Annotated in this window: 17 protein-coding genes; 5 read left to right on the forward strand and 12 right to left on the reverse strand. The window is 40.2% G+C overall.

Annotated features, from left to right (window positions below):
• Positions 1-78: 78 nt before the first annotated feature.
• The 4 genes from ACKWBX_RS16950 to ACKWBX_RS16965 form a co-directional block, all read right to left on the reverse strand.
• Entirely contained in the window at positions 79-627 is a 549-nt protein-coding gene (locus ACKWBX_RS16950) for a ClpP family protease (protein WP_413969914.1), read from the reverse strand.
• A gap of 106 nt (positions 628-733) precedes the next feature.
• Positions 734-1,561 carry a mechanosensitive ion channel family protein gene (locus ACKWBX_RS16955; protein WP_413969915.1) on the reverse strand — a complete coding sequence of 276 codons (828 nt, stop codon included), beginning with the start codon at positions 1,559-1,561 and terminating at the stop codon, positions 734-736.
• A gap of 25 nt (positions 1,562-1,586) precedes the next feature.
• Positions 1,587-1,781, reverse strand: coding sequence for a hypothetical protein (locus ACKWBX_RS16960; protein ID WP_413969916.1), 195 nt, complete (start codon positions 1,779-1,781; stop codon positions 1,587-1,589).
• Entirely contained in the window at positions 1,781-2,410 is a 630-nt protein-coding gene (locus ACKWBX_RS16965) for an RNA polymerase sigma factor (protein WP_413969917.1), read from the reverse strand. Before ACKWBX_RS16965 ends, ACKWBX_RS16960 begins: the two co-directional genes overlap by 1 nt.
• 77 nt (positions 2,411-2,487) lie before the next feature.
• Between ACKWBX_RS16965 and ACKWBX_RS16970 the strand changes: the two genes are divergently transcribed.
• Positions 2,488-3,165, forward strand: a complete 678-nt coding sequence (locus ACKWBX_RS16970; protein ID WP_413969918.1) for a hypothetical protein — start codon at positions 2,488-2,490, stop codon at positions 3,163-3,165.
• Positions 3,166-3,207: 42 nt separating this feature from the next.
• The gene (locus ACKWBX_RS16975; RefSeq protein WP_413969919.1) at positions 3,208-4,377 is read left to right on the forward strand and encodes a peptidase associated/transthyretin-like domain-containing protein; all 1,170 of its coding nucleotides are present in this window, start codon (positions 3,208-3,210) and stop codon (positions 4,375-4,377) included.
• An 8-nt stretch (positions 4,378-4,385) separates the two neighbouring features.
• Here ACKWBX_RS16975 and ACKWBX_RS16980 read toward each other — a convergent pair whose 3' ends face one another.
• Complete coding sequence (locus ACKWBX_RS16980; RefSeq protein ID WP_413969920.1) at positions 4,386-5,537, reverse strand: MFS transporter; 1,152 nt, start codon at positions 5,535-5,537, stop codon at positions 4,386-4,388.
• A 103-nt stretch (positions 5,538-5,640) separates the two neighbouring features.
• On the reverse strand, positions 5,641-6,690 hold the full coding sequence (locus tag ACKWBX_RS16985; protein ID WP_413969921.1) for a M12 family metallopeptidase: 1,050 nt from the start codon (positions 6,688-6,690) through the stop codon (positions 5,641-5,643).
• 236 nt (positions 6,691-6,926) lie between these two features.
• Between ACKWBX_RS16985 and ACKWBX_RS16990 the strand changes: the two genes are divergently transcribed.
• The gene (locus tag ACKWBX_RS16990; protein WP_413969922.1) at positions 6,927-7,568 is read left to right on the forward strand and encodes an O-methyltransferase; all 642 of its coding nucleotides are present in this window, start codon (positions 6,927-6,929) and stop codon (positions 7,566-7,568) included.
• Here the strand turns inward: ACKWBX_RS16990 and ACKWBX_RS16995 are convergent.
• From ACKWBX_RS16995 to ACKWBX_RS17020, 6 genes are all read right to left on the reverse strand, one after another.
• Positions 7,546-8,106: a phosphatase PAP2 family protein gene (locus ACKWBX_RS16995; protein ID WP_413969923.1), complete on the reverse strand. Its 561-nt coding sequence runs from the start codon at positions 8,104-8,106 to the stop codon at positions 7,546-7,548. The two genes, ACKWBX_RS16990 and ACKWBX_RS16995, sit on opposite strands and share 23 nt — an antisense overlap.
• Before the next feature lie 5 nt (positions 8,107-8,111).
• Positions 8,112-8,450 (reverse strand): Sec-independent protein translocase subunit TatA/TatB, encoded by a 339-nt coding sequence (locus tag ACKWBX_RS17000; protein WP_413969924.1) that lies wholly within the window; start codon positions 8,448-8,450, stop codon positions 8,112-8,114.
• A gap of 80 nt (positions 8,451-8,530) precedes the next feature.
• The gene (locus ACKWBX_RS17005; RefSeq protein WP_413969925.1) at positions 8,531-10,837 is read right to left on the reverse strand and encodes a M1 family metallopeptidase; all 2,307 of its coding nucleotides are present in this window, start codon (positions 10,835-10,837) and stop codon (positions 8,531-8,533) included.
• Positions 10,838-10,897: 60 nt separating this feature from the next.
• A complete protein-coding gene (locus ACKWBX_RS17010) occupies positions 10,898-11,404 on the reverse strand; it encodes a DUF6702 family protein (RefSeq protein WP_413969926.1) in 507 nt (168 codons plus the stop codon).
• A gap of 44 nt (positions 11,405-11,448) precedes the next feature.
• Entirely contained in the window at positions 11,449-12,225 is a 777-nt protein-coding gene (locus tag ACKWBX_RS17015; RefSeq protein WP_413969927.1) for a carboxypeptidase-like regulatory domain-containing protein, read from the reverse strand.
• Positions 12,215-12,958 carry a hypothetical protein gene (locus tag ACKWBX_RS17020; RefSeq protein WP_413969928.1) on the reverse strand — a complete coding sequence of 248 codons (744 nt, stop codon included), beginning with the start codon at positions 12,956-12,958 and terminating at the stop codon, positions 12,215-12,217. The genes ACKWBX_RS17015 and ACKWBX_RS17020 overlap by 11 nt, the downstream gene beginning before the upstream one ends.
• Before the next feature lie 294 nt (positions 12,959-13,252).
• Between ACKWBX_RS17020 and ACKWBX_RS17025 the strand changes: the two genes are divergently transcribed.
• Positions 13,253-16,561 carry a hypothetical protein gene (locus ACKWBX_RS17025; RefSeq protein WP_413969929.1) on the forward strand — a complete coding sequence of 1,103 codons (3,309 nt, stop codon included), beginning with the start codon at positions 13,253-13,255 and terminating at the stop codon, positions 16,559-16,561.
• A gap of 1 nt (position 16,562) precedes the next feature.
• Positions 16,563-17,723, forward strand: a complete 1,161-nt coding sequence (locus tag ACKWBX_RS17030; RefSeq protein ID WP_413969930.1) for a gliding motility-associated C-terminal domain-containing protein — start codon at positions 16,563-16,565, stop codon at positions 17,721-17,723.
• Positions 17,724-17,933 lie beyond the last annotated feature (210 nt).

Genomic DNA, 17,933 nt, shown 5'->3' on the forward strand with positions numbered 1-17,933 from the left:
CGTCTATATATATGAAAAAAGTCCTTCACATTAGATTTGTGAAGGACTTTTTGGATTATGGCAAGATTAACTATTTTGTTACTCTAGGATACCATCAACAATACCGTATGTTATGGACTCCTCGGCATTCATCCAATAGTCCCTATCAAAATCCCTTAATACTTTTTCAAATTTCTGGCCACAGTTATCCGCTAAAATCTGTGCACTTAATTCTTTTGTCTTGATAATTTCCTTCGCCTGTATTTCTATATTGGAGGCCTGTCCCCTAGCACCACCACTTGGTTGATGTATCATTACTTGCGCATGGGGCTGTATAAAACGTCTTCCTTTTTTTCCAACGGATAATAAAATAGAACCCATAGAAGCTGCCAATCCGGTACAAATTGTAGAAACCGGACTTTTTAAAGCTTTAATGGTATCGTACATGGCGAATCCTGAAGTCACATAGCCTCCGGGACTGTTAATGTATAGCTGAATTTCTTTGTTATTCTGCATATCCAGATACAACAGCCTATCTATAACATGTTTTGCGGAATCATCATCTACCATGCCCCAAAGGAACACTTTGCGTTCCTCCAACATTTTTTCGTCTATAGCCTCTTGTATTTTACCTTTTTTAGAACTCATATGTTGTTAAAATTTATAAATTCAAAATTAAGGAAATAATCGCGAATGGTGCCCAAGTATAATCCACAGTAAATTATTTTGTTCGGGTGATTTTTAGAGTGATTTTTCAAGAATCTATTTCTACAGTATTTTCTACTACTTTTTTTATCGGTACTATGATTTTACCTGATTTTGTTTTGATTACCATAGAAATATTATCGATTGCCTCTATAGTACCTTCAATCTTCTTGAATTTTATCTTATCGCCTACCTCATAGATTTTTCTGGAGTAGAAGGTACGTAACAAATCCCCGACCACTTCTCTAGAGCCCAAACCTAATGCCAAGGCAAAGGCCAATAAAAATGACCCTAAAATAATAGTGAAATTACTGGTAATGATCTCCGTATCTATTCTTGCTTGGTTAAGTGCCGTGATGCCAACAAAGATTACAATAATATAGAACAAAACATTCCCCAATATTTTTCCGCCACGTAAGTCCATAGATTCAAAGACCGTGGTAACGGCATTCTTGATTGTCTTGGCCAAGAAAAGACCTACCATGAAAATAATCAATGCGGTTAATAGCATTGGTAAATACCGTAAAAGATTGGCTATTTCGTTAGAGATAATTTTCAGGTTCATCACGTCTGCCGCTACAATGATGAAAACCAACCAGAGAATACCCTTAACAAATTTCGTAAGGATTGCGGCAACATCGATTTTAATATCGGAATCACCAAAAAGTTTGGCATCGTTAAGCTTATCTGAAAGTTTTTCCAGCTTTATTATCCTAAAAATCTTCTTTAGAATAAAGGAAGTGATCTTAATGGTTATCCAACCGAATATGAGTACCACAAAGGCACCGAAAATTCCCGGAAGTGCAGATGCTATATCCTTAAGAATTGAGCCCAATGTATCAAAAGTGAGGTCTTTCCATTTTTCTATTGTCTCCATAGTATTATATATTATTTACTTATTCCTATTTTCTCCTACGTTTTTTTGTACGTAATAATCCATCTATCAACGCACCGTAATTGGCTGTGAACAAGGTTCCCATTTCCATAATGAGCTTGGCCATTGCAATGTCTGACATGACTTTTTTGCGGAGTTTTGGAGGTACGTCCTTCAACTCTCCCTGTATTCCTATAAATGGATTTTTATCCTGTTCCTGCATTAAGATAGTGTTTTATAGGATTCTATGACCCTAACTTTTGCTCTCTTTAATCTCATTTTGACCGCGCTGCTTCCAACATTCAATAATGCCTCCAATTCTTTTATGGGCGCACCGTCCTGATACTTTAAAAGTAATAATGATTTGTCCTCCGGCGGAATAAGTTCCAAAGCGCGTTTCAATTTTGTTACTTGTAGTTCCAATAAGCTTTCATCCGTCACCTCCATGGGCAGCTCCATTTCCGTGTCATCCAAAGAATTGGATTTGTCACTGATTTTTCTTCCCCTATCCCTGTTTACATAATTCACACAAAAATTATAGGTGAATGAATAAAGCCATGTAGAAAACTTGGATTTTCCTTTGAATGAACCAAGTTTTACATATAACATCAGAAAAACGTCTTGCGTTAAATCTTCCGCTTCTTTCTGGAACCTGGAAAAGCCATAACATTTGTTATAGACCAATTTTGCATATCTATCATAAAGCACCCCAAAAAGCAAGGAGTCTTTATTTTCAACTATTTTTTGAACCAATTCCTCATCAGTGTAATTATAATATGGATTGTCCGGGTTCAATTCTGTTTTGAACTGGCTTCCAATGAGAATAAGACACAATTTCTTAAGGAAAGTCACTTTTATACTATTTAGGGTTTAATAAAAATAGGTGAAAGTTTTTGTATTTGATACCTTTAAAAAAAATCTGATCAAAAATGAAAAATTACATTTCAATTATTCTTTGTGGACTGTTATTGGTCACAAGTTGTAAAACTGAAAAAAAAGAGCCCGCCGCGGCCGATTCACAAAAGGAATTGACCGTATTGGAAAAAGTAGCTCAAGCGCATGGATATGATAATTGGGGTACCGTTTCCGAAATTAAATATACTTTTAATGTGGACCGGGACAGTTCTCATTTTGAACGCTCTTGGAACTGGAAACCCAAGTCTAACGAGGTAAAGTTGATGACGCGTCAAGATACCGTAAGTTATACCAGAAACGCGATTGATTCCACTTTGGTAAAAACCGATGGTGGTTTCATAAACGATAAGTTTTGGCTATTAGGCCCTTACCAACTTATTTGGGACAGCAACAATTTTACTTATGAACATGAAGAAGCTGCAGAATCACCGATAAGCAAGGAAAAAATGCACAAATTATCCATTGTTTACGGTAATGAGGGCGGTTATACCCCTGGAGATGCCTACGATTTCTATTTTGGAAACGACTACATTATAAAGGAATGGGTCTTCAGAAAAGGTAATCAAGAGGACCCTTCTATGGTGACCAGCTGGGAAGATTATAAAACAATCTCCGGAATGAAAATTGCCACCATGCATAAAATGCCGGAAAGTAATTTTCAACTTTATTTTAGCGGTATTGAAATAGAATAAATTGGCATTGTATTTGATTCATCTGGAGTTAAAATCGGCCAGATGAAACCAATAATACGAATTGTCTTTTCTTTCATAACAACCCTCTCTTTTTCTCAAAATAGTCATGAAGGTATTGTTTTGGAAGCTGACGATAGATTACCTATTGAGTTTGTAAACGTTTACAATTCCAAAGAAAGTACGACTACCAATGAAGAGGGTAGGTTTTCTTTCTCATCTTCTTTGGATTCTATTTTCTTTTATAGGCCCGGATACGATAAATTGGCCACAACATTTAATAAGATAAATGACACCGTATATTTAAAAAGAAGCCTTTTTGAATTGGATGAAGTAGTAGTGACCAATGCAAAATCCATCTATCAAAAAATAAAGGATTCCGTTGCCCAGAACTACTTGTTAAAACCGCATACGGAAACTTTTTTCTTGAGAGTAACCCTACGAAAAAATAGGGATTTGATACGCTTTCAGGATTTTTATGGCAAAGTAAGAAGAAAGACTTCAATCTATGCTGGAAGTTTGGAATTGGAGAAGGATGACTTTCAAATTCAATTGGAACATATGCGCAAGGTCGGTATCTCAAAAGAGGCCAATGGCATTTATTTTACATTTCCATCATTTGATAATATATATAAGGAATTTGTCCGTATCAATGCCATGGGGCCAAGTTTTGAGGTCATTGAAAAACCCTTTACGGATAGTGAAAATATAAAGGTTGAATTTGAGTTTGAGAACAACGGAGAGGGAACCGAAACTTATGGTGATTACATAATAAATGGAGCAGATAATGCCATTCTATCGTTTAACGTGCTTTATAAACCGTATTATAAAACTACTCCAGATTTAGACAAACATTCTTCAAGGGTTATCAAATCCGAAGTTTCCGTAAATTTTACCGAAGATTTACAAAGAGAGCGTTACTACATCAAAAGTGCAAAGCGAAATATTTCTTTTCAAATAAAAAACGAAAAACAAACCCATTTGGATGATTATGAAATGGACATTAACCTGTACACGCTAAACAGCTTTGGGACAGGTGAAATCAAAAGTAACATCAATGAACAAAAGGACATTTTCAAAATAAAACATACGTATGATGAAGTGTTCTGGAGAAATCAAAAACAACTTCTCCTTTCTGATGAGATGTTAAAATTTATAGAAAGTAGTCAAAACAAAAACAAGGGGTATAAAATAAGCAGTAATCTAAAAAACTAATTTTCCCATTACTTTTGACCACGTTTCTTTAGTATGAAGGTTGCCCCCAATACAAGAAGCGCACATAACAACAATATCCTGAATACGGCGATCAAGGTAAATCCATCCGCTAAAAAACCTAAAAAGGGAGGTGCTACCAAAAAACCCATATAGCCCGTACCTGCAATAAAAGCGATTCCTTGGGAAGAATCAATTCCCTTAATGTTGCCACCAATTCTAAAGAGTTCCGGAATAATTACGGAAAAGCCCAATCCTATAAGACCAAAACCAAGGATAGCCGCATAGGTTTGTGTGGTTAAGACTGATAGATAGCCCAAAATAGCAATCGAAATTCCTATGGTAACCATTTTTACGGAGCCAAAGCGTTGGCTAATACTATCCCCTAAAAAACGCCCTGTGGTCATTGTAACGGAAAAAACCAAAAATCCCAATCCCCACAGAAATTCCGGAGCCACACTGATCTCTTTTAAATAGAGTCCGCTCCAATCTACGATAGCTCCTTCTCCACCCATAATGATGAAAGAGACGATACCAAGTATAAGCAAGGATTTAAACAGTTTAAAATCAAAAGGTTCCTTGTCAATACGCGCTGCTATTTCCTCCTTATATTTTTTAAAAAACATAAGGTTTACAAAAAATACAAGTCCTACTGCCAAGGCCATGTGCAAAACCGGATTGTTCAATGGCCCGATAAGAAAACTACCGAGTCCTGCCAGCACACCACCTAAACTAAAAAAACCGTGAGCGGCAGACATAAATGTAACGCCATCTTTCTTTTCCAGTTCCGTAACGAGCGTATTCATGGCAATATCCGTGAACCCATTAGAAGCCCCGAACAAAAAAAGTGCTATCATCAATGAATAATAATTAGGGGCCATCAATGGAAATAGAGCGGTAATGCAACTGAATAATACACCGTACCATGTAGCCTTTCCTACCCCTATTTTGTTGATAATTTTAGCAGCGAAGGGAAAAACGGAAAATACGCCCAAAGACAGAAAGAACAATGCAATCCCAAGTTCGGATTTATCTATTTTTAATGCCTCCTTTACCGTAGGGATGTAAATGGCCCACGTTCCGAATAAAATATTGATGCTCGCGAATACCCAAGAAGGGCCAAAGTATCTGGCATTCGTAAGAATTAGTCGTAATGATTTCATGTATTGGATAAAACGTTACGAATATAATCCATAAAAAAGACCGTTCTACAGAACGGTCTTCCCTATTCAAAATTATTCATCTAAGTGATAACCCCGGTTATTATTAGTTACAATTTGCGATAAGATTCCATCTGGTGAAATCGCGCTCGTAAAGACGACCTCTATAGATGACCCTATCACCAACACTATACCGCGTGAATCTAGACCATTCGGATACACCATCGCATGGGTTTGTGGTATCCGGTCCGGAATCGGACGAAGGATACAATGCATTGGTGCCCGCAATATCCAAGGAAGAAATCCTTGCCTGTCTTCTTGGTAGAACGTTTCCATTAAGATCTGTTATCGTTGGATTACCATTCTTACTGAAAGTGAAGCTACCATACATCATGGTCGAGTTAACATCAAACTGACCCGTTAGAAAAGTTGCCGATGTACTTTTAAAGAATTGGTCCACGGCATCTTCCTGTATGTTCTCAAAATTGATTCTGACAAAATCATCCCTATCCGAACGATTCTGCTCGTGAATATAACCTAAGGTATGGCCCAATTCATGGATGATTACCACCGCCGTGGCACGGGTACCCAAACGTATAAAACCTCTGGAACCGTTCATTCCCAGCGTTGCAACGCCGGAATTGCTATTGGACCCGGATGAAGAAATAGTTATGTAATTGGACTGATTGGTTCTTTCCTTGAACCTTACGTTCGTTTTACTCGTCCACTCGTCAAAGGATTTTTGTAGCTCTGACCGTACCGAAGAACTCAGGCCGTTAATCACATAATAAACCACACCATCGGTCCATTTTCGTATGCCACCGCCTAAAGCTAGACCTGTTTCGGCAGCATCGGGGACGGGATTTTCTTCAAAAGACCCTGCATTGTCCGACAGCTGTTCCGAAAACAACCTTGTATCTGACCCGGCAAGACTGTAGGTGCCATCATCTTCCAATCGTACTTTGACTGGTTCTCCAAGAAAATATTTAGTCACAAATTGACTTTCCGAGAGTACTTCCTCATTCACCGTTCCTTCATCTTGCTCCTCTATTACATCCTCTGTACAGGAAGCAAGGGATAAGGCCATAAAAATTAAAAGAAATTGTAGCGTACTTACTATTCTTCCGCTCCGGAATTTTTTACTTTTTGATTTCATTATTCATATAAGTTTTGGGGGTTAAAACTGTTATACGTACGTAGCAAAGCATAAAAAAGTAAGTTGCAGTGGCACATTTTCGATGAACGGTAATCCAAAACAACCCCTAAAATCATTTAGGGTTGTCGTATTTCCAATTGTATTTCGTTCATAAAAGAAGCTAATTACGTATGATAAAGACACCCATAAAACGGCTTTATTTGTAAGCCGCTTGTTATTTTTACAAAAAGTTACGTATGCACTTCCTATCCGAAATATTGGAAAAATATATTGCCGATAATTCCGAGTCCGAACCCAAACTATTACAGGAATTAACGCGGGAAACCCATTTAAAAATCATCCAGCCACGCATGCTGACCGGTCACTTTCAAGGTAGGGTGCTTAGTCTTTTGTCAAAAATCATAAATCCAAAGTCGATCTTAGAGATTGGGACCTATACGGGCTACTCTGCCATTTGTTTGGCGGAAGGCCTACAGCAGGCTGGTACACTTCACACCATAGATGTAAATGCAGAATTACAGGAAATCCAAAAGAAGTATTTTGAGAAAAGTGGATATGGCCCACGGATAAAACAATATACGGGCAATGCGTTGGAAATTGTTCCCGATATGGAAGAAACATTCGATTTAATTTTTATCGATGCGGAAAAAAAAGAATATCCCAACTATTTAGAAGTAGTGCTTCCCAAGACAAAACCTGGTAGTATTATTTTGTCGGACAATGTGCTATGGTCCGGTAAAGTAGTGGAACCTTTACATCCGAAAGATCAAACTACAAAGGCTCTTTTGGAATATAATAAGTATTTAAAGGAACACCCAAGATTAGAGACAGTGTTGCTGCCTATTCGGGACGGTCTTACCTTGTGTAGGGTGATATGATCGTCAAATAGAGTCGGTAAAATAGCCATGCCGAAAAAACACCTACCAAAGCGCCTACTATTAAATCAATTGGAAAATGAACTCCTACGTAAATCCTGCTCCACGTAAAAAGAATAGGCCATAGATAGAAAAGGAAACTCCACCTAAAACGTTTACGCAAAAATAAAAATACGATGGTCGTTATAGAGAACGATGAGGATGCGTGACCGGAGAAAAAACTATAACCGCTAGGACTTCTCAATATCCTGATGATTTGATTGATTTCCAAATCGTTGTTGGGTCGCAATCGGGCAACCACTTCTTTGGTCAAATCGGTCAGCGTAACCACAAAAAAGACCATGGTCAGAATGGTCAAAATTATGAATAGTGCTTCTCTTTTGGTGTACTTTCTAAACAGCAAGAAACCAAAGAATAGAAACAAGGGAGTCCAAACGGGAATTTTCGTTACGGTTGACCAAAAAAGGTCATATTGCTCTACGCCAAGGCTGTTTAGGTAAATGAAGGTTTCACGGTCCCACTGCCGTATACTTTCCCACATAGGTACTATTTTCTTTTAATAGTTCCTGTAACGTCCCCTATGTTTTTGGTCACATCTCCAATTCCTTTTTTGATGTCTTTTGAGATACCGCCGTCAATACTACTCTTAATACCATCAATATCCTTTTTGATATCCTCTACTACGCTGGTATCTATCCCTTGCTTATCGGCACTTCTCTTAATTTCCTGTTTTATGTCCTCGGTAGCATCCCTTAATTGGCGCATCCCTTTTCCAAGGCCTTTGGCTATCCCGGGAATTTTATCCGCACCAAAAACCATCACCACTATAAACATGATGAAAAAAATCTCTGCTCCACTAATGAATAAGAAATGAGTACTAACCATGATACAAATATAAACAAGTTTGATTTTCAATTAAAAAAGCCTCGTTACATAACGAGGCTTTTTATCAAAAATTTCAAGAATTATTTTCCTTTGATTTTTTCCTTGAACTGGTCAAAACCATTTTCTTGTTCCTGTTTTGGCCATGCGTTATTAGTGGTATCTATATCCGCTGTTTCCAATTTAGGATCTACGACAATACCGGTGAGCTCAGTAGCGGAAGCAAGTACTATTTTCACTTCCTTGTCATTTTTCCTCCATATTTCCGCTGGATAGGTTTTATTCTCGACCGTACCATCGGCATAGGTGTACTCCACTATCAAGGGCATAGGAATTCCTCCGGGCTTATCATAGGTTACTTCGTAAAAATACTTAGGCTCTTTAACGGCCGCTCTTTCAGCCTCCGTCATATTGTCCATCATAAATTCTTTTAAAGTCTTTGAATTTTCCGAGGGTGCTTTGCCTTTTAGATTGGCGTCGGCATCTTCTGCACCTTCTTCCTCTAGATAGACCAAAGGTCTCAAGTTGGCTTCGGTCATATTACGAGCGGCCATATACTCTCGCATTTGAGTGTTCGGTTTATTGCTTACGTAATATTTTTTAATTCCTTTTACCCCTATATCAACATAATCCGTAGTATAGAACCAACCCCTCCAGTACCAATCCAAATCAAAGGCGGAAGCATCCTCCATCGTCCTGAAAAAATCTTCGGGTGTTGGGTGTTTGAACATCCAACGTTGTGAGTACGTTTTAAAGGCATGATCGAACAATTCCCTGCCCATGACCGTCTCACGGAGTATGTTTAATGCCGTAGCCGGTTTACCGTATGCATTAGGTCCTAATTGATATACATTTTCCGGGTTGGACATAATGGGAGCGATCGTACTTTGATCTCCGCTCATATAAGGAACTATTTTGGCCGGGGCACCTCTTCTGGACGGGTACGCCTTGTTAGGGACTATGGCTTCCGGATAGGCTTCCCCGAATTCCTGCTCCGCCATATACTGCATGAAAGTATCCAAGCCTTCGTCCATCCATCCCCACTGGCGCTCATCGGAATTTACGATCATAGGGAAGAAATTGTGCCCTACCTCATGGATAATTACACTTATCATTCCGTATTTCACTCTATCCGAGTACTCGCCATTCTCATCGGGTCTCCCGTAATTCCAGCAAATCATTGGATACTCCATTCCCTGATTTTTGGCATGGACGGAAATCGCTTTGGGATAGGGGTAATCAAAGGTATGCGAAGAATAGGATTTTAAGGTATGGGCAACCGCTTTGGTCGAATATTCCTCCCATAAGGGGTTTCCTTCTTTTGGATACATGGAAACCGCCATTACGTCCCTACTGCCCAGTTTTACCGCTTGCATGTCCCAAATAAACTTTCGTGACGTGGCAAAACCAAAATCACGAACGTTGTTCGCTTTCAACTTCCACGTTTTTGTCTTGTCGGAGAAACTTTTTTCCGCTGCTTCTGCCTCGGCTTGCGTTACGATCAAAACAGGCTTATCATAAGACTTTTTGGCCTGCTCATAACGTCTCATCATTTCTTTGCTGAACACCTCTTTTCTATTTTGAAGCACTCCCGTACCATCTAGAACATGGTCTGCGGGAACCGTAATGTTCACTTCATAATCCCCGAAAGGAAGTGCGAATTCACCACTTCCCCAAAACTGATGGTTCTGCCAACCCTCCACATCACTATAGACGGCCATTCTAGGGAAAAATTGGGCGATAACGTATGCCCTGTTTCCATCTTTTGGAAAATATTCAAATCCGGATCGTGCCCGGTTTACTGTATGATCGGGAATATTATAGTTCCATTTTATGGAGAATGACACTTGTTCTCCGCTTTTCAATACTTTTGGCAAATCCACACGCATCATGGTAAAATTAATGGTGTATGGCAATGCTTTTCCGGAGGCATCTTTAACAAAATCTATATTAAAACCACCATCAAAAGGATCAGTCATGTATTTAGCGGCAAAGCCGGCAGGTGTATCTGCCATGGGAACGCCGCCACCGTTGCGCAAAGGTGCTTTGGAATCTTTGGCACGTACATTTTGGTCCAACTGAACCCATAGGTATTGGAGATTATCAGGGGAATTATTGGTGTACGTAATGGTTTCCTCCCCGTAAATCTTCGCGCTTTTGTCGTCCAAGCGAATATCCATCACATAATCCGCTTGTTGCTGATAATAGTCCGGTCCCGGAGCTCCCGATGCAGAACGATACGTATTGGGCGTAGCGAACTCCTCATATAATTGTTTGAACTTGCTCTGGTTGTAATGACCAGGTTCCTTTTCTTTCCCTTCTTCCTGTGCTACCAGAATACTAGCGAACAAGAATAAAAATGAAGCGAAAACATACTGAAATTTTCTCATGTTTTATTGAATTTTTAATCTGCGTAAAATAAAGTTTTTAAAGGGATTTCTAAGTTATTGTTATAAGTTTAACATTCCTTTAGTATTGGATTTTATAAGCACGTGACTTTTCTTTTTACCATTTATTTTAAAATGCACAACATTCTGTTGTTCATCAAAGATATCCATCAATATTTCGTTTTCAACAGAGACCGTTTTTAGGTCCAAAAGTTTGATATTGGGGATTTCCATGTAACAAATAATCATGTCCGCATCGTATTCCTTACCTAAAAAAGTGTAGGGAACGACCTCCCCATTAATCTTTGTTACAAATTTGGTCTTGATGTATTTTTCCAAATATTCCCGGTCCTTATCGGACTCCTTGTCCGTTCCCAAGTTGGATGTTACTTCATATCGTTCTTTTAAGACCGTATTCATATCGTCCAAAAAAAACCTGGAAATAATTTGAACCGAGGTATCCTTTTCCGAATAGGTAACATGCGTTACGCTGATATAGAATTTATGGGCAACGGTAAATGCAAATAAGGGAAGGATCAGTATAAGAAGTATATTTTTTATAGATTTCATTTTCATTACTTTATCGGATTTGGGCAAAGCCAGTGCCAAAGATATCAGTCTAAATTATTATTCGCCCTGTAGGCGATGCTTTTACGTTCCAAATAATCCCATATCTTAAAAAGGTCATGGGTATCCACCACGGTTTGAAAAGCAGTATCTATCTCGCAGAAATAGAAGAAGTCATCGGTTTTGGTCTCGGGTATTTTCAGTTTGGTCCGGTAGAGCGAATCTGCATAAAAATTCCGTACCCGGGCCGTTCTATCATACAGTTTGTTTCGTGCCACACGTTTTTTCAACATTTTCGCACGTCCAGAGATTCCGTTCAAAATAGGGTTCAACGGTAGGATTCCGCCGCCTGTACTGGCTTCAAAAAGCTCCCGCTCCGCTTTTGTGGGCACGCGAACATAAGCATTGGGCAGGCCCAAGGTAGAAGCTGTGACCACAGGTTCTATAGCTAGTGTGCCCAGGTCTTTGCGAATATCCCCGGACAGGCTGTATGGTGTAACGACAACTTCGTCCAACTCCGTTAGGGCATCTTCCAGCGGTACGGACAAATTTTTGCTTTCGTAGATGGCCTGTGTCACTACAATCTCTTTCTTTTTGAACTGGACTGCGGAGAAGACCAGGGTATCCATCAACCTTACCCGTATAGAAAAGAATCCGTTGATATCCGTAATCGTGGCTTTTTGCGTTGTGGTATTTAAAACATGGGTAGCGGCTACATCGCCATCTTTACTAATGACCCTGCCTTCCAAATATTTGACAGTAACGGATTGCGCGGTTCCAAGAAACGAAAGGTTTAAAAAAATAAAAAGGAATTTACTCCTCATTCAAGGTCGCAAGAAAAGTTTTACTGTTGTTCACCAAGGCATCTATGAGCTGAAACTCGTTTTCCTTTTTGAGCAAGGACTGTGCCGGCATTTTATCATCACAATAATAGAGAAAAGCTTCAATCTTATCCTGAGGTATCTGTAGGTCCATGACAAAGAATTGGTCATCGTAAACTTGTCGCAACACATCACTTGGCAACAATTTGGGAGCCGTTTCACCATTATCTTCCTTCGATTTAAAAATGGCCCTGAAAATATTAACAAAGTTGATACCGTCCGTCATTCCCCTTTCTGCTTGGGATTGTGCTATATTTTCTACTTCGGAACTCCTGTCAATTTCGTATTCATATTGTTTAAACTCCTCATTCTTCATTTCTAGGAAACGCTCTTTGTCCTCTGGGGAGACCACTACTTCGTCCAATTCGGTAACCTTTTCGGTCACCAAGACCACCAACCTGTTTTTTGCCAAAATCTCCGGGGTAATCGCTACGAGTTTATATTGAAAATTTACAGCGGTAAAAGCCAGTTCATCACCAATTTTCACATTGATAACAAATTCCCCGTCATCACCTGTAATGGTAGCTTTCTCCGTAGTAGAATTGATTACGTACTCATTGGCCACGGGAGAATTTTTGTATAACACCTGACCTTTTAAAGGTCTACGGCCCGCATCCTGCGCCACGGCACCAGCCATACACAAAACAATGCCAATAAATAGTAATTTTTTCATCATAATCTTCTCATTCAACGGAAAAGGATAATCAATATCAATTCATAAAGAAAACACAAGTAGCGATATTAAAAAAAAACCCATCAATAAACTTTTGTTAATTTCTTCTTAGCATTTATTTTAAATTACCGGATCATACTATTTCTTTTGATACCGAAATGCTAATTTTCCGTTCAACGATAATTACAAACATTTTGGCTTAAAGCCTTATTATTTTAATTCTGAAACCTATGTAGATAGCAAGATAATCCTATTTTTGTCTTTCCCCCTATTTTAAAAATAGACAAACACTTAAGTATGAAAAAGATAGTTGCTTTCATCCTTTTATCCACCATAAGTATTTCAGCAGTTACCGCACAGATAAAAATAGGGGACAATCCCCAAAATATTGACCCGTCCTCCGTTTTGGAACTGGAAAGCAATACCCGTGTTTTGGTCATTACCAGGGTTACTACGGCAGAAATGGAGGCCATTGTACCGCAGAGAGGTGGTATGGTGTACAATACGGATGCCTCGTGCATTTATTATTATGACGGCACCCAATGGGTAAATCTTTGTGTGGCCTCCGGACTCACCCTGACCAATGACGCTATTGAAAGTCCGGTGAGTACCATAAGTATTACGGAAACGGCCACGGGGTATAATCTAGAAGTATTGCCCAACAGTATACGTACCGAAAATATTGCGGATGGTACCATCAACGGAAACGATATTCAGGACAACTCCATTGGGGAAAGCAAATTGGGGGCAGATTCCGTTAGTGCCAACGAATTAAGGGACAACTCCGTAGGGAGTGCCGAAATCGTGGATGGCAGCATTAGACCGACCGATTTGGCCAACACTGCTCCTGACCAAGTATTGACTACAGATGAAAATGGTGTGGTTGAATGGGTGCCCGGCACGAATTTAACACAGGACGTAGCATTGGATATTGCTCAAAACGCAACAGATATTGCGGACCATATCTTGGAGGATACCGATACTGACGATACCAATGAACTTACCGATCTAGCTTTTGATGCCGGAACGAATATTTTAAGCTTGACCCGTTCAGAATCGGTTGGCGGGCAACAAGTAGATTTGAGTGGGTTAAATAATCCGGGGACGGATAATCAGGCATTGAGTATTAATGGGAACATTATTTCTTTGGCTCGGGGTGGTCAAATCACGTTACCTGCAGCAGCGGCCGAAGTAGATGGTATTATTGGCAATGAAGTTGTAGATGCTACAGACGGTACACTTGTTAGAGTAGGTAACGGAACCGTAGGAAATCAATATACTTTAGATGTTGCTGCGGGAGGTATTGATACAGCTGAGTTAGCAAATAATGCGGTTACTAATGCAAAGCTTGCGAATAATGCCGTTAGAACTGAAAACATATTCAATGCTACAATAACCGAAGATGATATTGCACCTTCTGAACCTTCCCCGGCAAATACGCAAATATTGACTACTAATACTGGGGGAAATGTAGAATGGATTGATTTACCGGAGGGAACCGTTAATACAGATAATCAAAGTTTATCAATAACTGGAAACCAACTTTCCATTCAAAGAGGAAATACAATACCAATTCCTGTGGCTAATGGTTCCGAAACCATTTTGAACCAGGGAACAAACGTAACAATAACCGGAAACGGTACTGCCGCTACACCATATGTAATAAATGCCGAAGGTGGGGCGACAGGTATAAGTGCTGCGCTAAGGGATTCCATTGCATTTCCAAGAATGCTAAACGAGAACTTTATCCTCATAGGGGATGCCACCAACAATGCCGATAAGGTAGACCTTACCACCATTCCATTTTCGGAACTCGCAGGTGCCAACGACTCCATTTCGATAGGCGGCTTCAGGATCATCGACCTCGAGGGACCCGTCGCGGACGACGATGCCGCGACCAAGGCTTATGTAGACGCAAGTGCTAGTGCTGGAATTAGTACTACGCTAAGGGATTCCATAACATTCCCGAGAACGCTAAACGAGAACTTCATCCTCATCGGGGACGCCACCAACAATGCCGATAAGGTGGACCTTACCACCATTCCATTATCAAGATTGGCAGGAGCCAACGACTCCATTTCCATGGGCAACTTCAGGATCAAGGACCTCGCGGTGCCGATCGTGGACAGCGATGCCGCGACAAAAGCCTACGTGGACGCAAGCGCGAGCGCGGGCATAAGCACCGGACTTAGGGATTCCATTGCCTTCCCCAGAACCCTCAACGAAAATTTCATCCTCATAGGGGATGCCACCAACAATGCCGATAAGGTGGACCTTACCACCATTCCATTTTCGGAACTCGCAGGTGCCAACGACTCCATTTCGATAGGCGGCTTCAGGATCATCGACCTCGAGGGACCCGTCGCGGACGACGATGCCGCAACGAAAAAATATGTGGACGACACCGCAAGTGCGGGAATAAGCGCGGGGCTCAGGGATTCTATCGCATTCCCGAGAACGTTAAACGAGAACTTTATCCTCATAGGGGATGCCACGGACAATGCCGATAAGGTGGACCTTACCACCATTCCATTTTCGGAACTCGCAGGTGCCAACGACTCCATTTCGATAGGCGGCTTCAGGATCATCGACCTCGAGGGACCCGTCGCGGACGACGATGCCGCAACGAAAAAATATGTGGACGACACCGCAAGTGCGGGAATAAGCGCGGGACTGAGGGATTCCATTGCCTTCCCGAGAACACTCGACGAGAACTTCATCCTTATAGGGAACGATGCCAACACTGCCGTAAAAACCGACATCGCCACGATTCCACTTTCGGAACTCGCCAGTGCGAACGACTCCATATCCATGGGCGGCTTCAGGATCATCGACCTTGAGGGACCCGTCGCGGACGACGATGCCGCGACAAAAGCCTACGTGGATGGCAATGTGGCCGGAACAGCAGGTTCTATTTTCTTTGCCGATACAGATGGTACTGCCACTGAAAATAATGCCCAGCTTTTTTGGGACGATGTAAATAATCGTTTAGGGATTGGAGAAGCAACAAGACCATTAACAAACAAACTAACTGTTGATGGGTCGACAAGGACGTCAGGCCTTCTAAATTCCAATGGAACAGCTGGAACTCCGTCATATAGGTTTAGTAACGATACAAATCTTGATACTGGAATGTATTTTCCAGCTCAAGACCAACTTGGTTTTTCTGTAGGAGGAGGTCAGACTCTACTATTACGCGAATCTGTTGCTAATGGTTTAGAAATTATTGCAGAAGGAAGTTTAGAACTTACCGAACAACTTTTAGATGAAAATGGAAGTGCCGGAAATGATGGGGATGTTTTAACGGCGACTGCTACTGGAACTGAATGGAAAAGTCCGCAAATTGTAGCAATGGGTAAGTCCAATGGTGCAAATTCAATAAATAGTAGTGGAATTCAATCCATAATGGGTGGAGCTGGTATCAATACCGTTAATTTTAATCCGGCAAGACCAGATAATGAGTATATTATACAATTAACAGTAGTTGGTGACAATAGAATCTATGTTACTACGCAAACAACTGGAGCGTTCACCGTTGAAATAAGAAGAAATAGCGATGATATGTTGGTCGTTGCTGAATGGTATTTTACCGTTTTAGATTTTTAGTATGAAAGTAAAAATTTATATATTATGTTTCCTCTTAAGCATCGCCGTAAACGCCCAAACTGCGCTATACAACAACGGTAGTATACGCATTCACGAAGAAGGTACTATTGGTTTTCATACCAATTTTATCAATGATGCCCCATTTGATACCAATTTAGGATTGGCAGGGTTTTATAGCTTGGATGATCAAACCGTTTCCGGAACCCTAGTTCCGGAGTTTTATGATATGGAACTGCTCACGGATGTGGCATTAAATTTAGAGGTTGGGATGGCGAATACCAATAACACCAACCTTATTTTTGGAAACATCTTTACCCCAAGAAATCGTCCTGAAGTCTACTACAATTTTGTTTCGAATGCTTTTTATTCCGGTACGGATAATTTTAACAAAATAGATGGCTACGCGGCCATAACCAATCAACAAAATTTTATTTTTCCCGTTGGAGATGTCAGTCAGTTACGACCTTTGGTCCTTAATTCCGAAAGCGTTAATCTTTTTGCGAAATGTGCTTATTTTTTCGAGAATCCCAATGCGCCTCAATCCTTCTCGGAACGCTTTAATACCTTGGATGTGGATAGGGATATCGGATTCGTCTCCGAAGTCGAGTTTTGGTTTTTGGAAGGGAATGTGCCCTCTACCATAAGCCTAAATTGGAACCAAAGAAGCGACATGGCCGCACTCACGGACGATGCGACTGCCATTGTACCCGTTGGATGGAGCAAAACCGCACAACGATGGGTAAATTTAGGCGTGACCGCCAATGCCGGAACAATAGAAGAAGGGTTTGTAACTTCGGAAACCATTGTACCGGATGACTATGCCATAATCACCTTAGGAACCTTTGAAACCCCATTAGGCACTTTGAGTGCCCAAAGCTTGGATAACTATTTTGTATCCGTAAACGGTGATGGTATCAATGACAATTTTTTTATTCCAGAATTGGCTGAATCATCGCCCAACAATCTGGTGAGGATTTATGATAGATATGGCCTCAAGGTTTTCGAAAAAGAAAATTATACGAATGAGTTTACAGGTACCTCCAACGTAAACAATTTTGTGATAGGGCGTGAAGATGGACTTCCTACTGGCGTCTATTTTTATACGGTCAATGCTTTGGATCTTGGATTAAATTACCAAGGATTTTTATATTTAACTAGATGATATTAAGCTAAAAAGTTCACTTTCAAATATTTAATAAGAAAGTTAATTCTTACATTTTTTAAGCTTTTAATCAATAATCTCTTATCGATTAAATACCATTTAATAGGATATTGGGAATCTTTTCTGCAATTCACAACAGTTTTTACGAGGTAGACAACAAAATAAAAATCAACTCCATTCTTAGCACTAATTTTATGTAATTAAAAGTGA

It is taken from the genome of Maribacter algae (genome assembly GCF_047345745.1).
Classification (GTDB): Bacteria; Bacteroidota; Bacteroidia; order Flavobacteriales; family Flavobacteriaceae; genus Maribacter.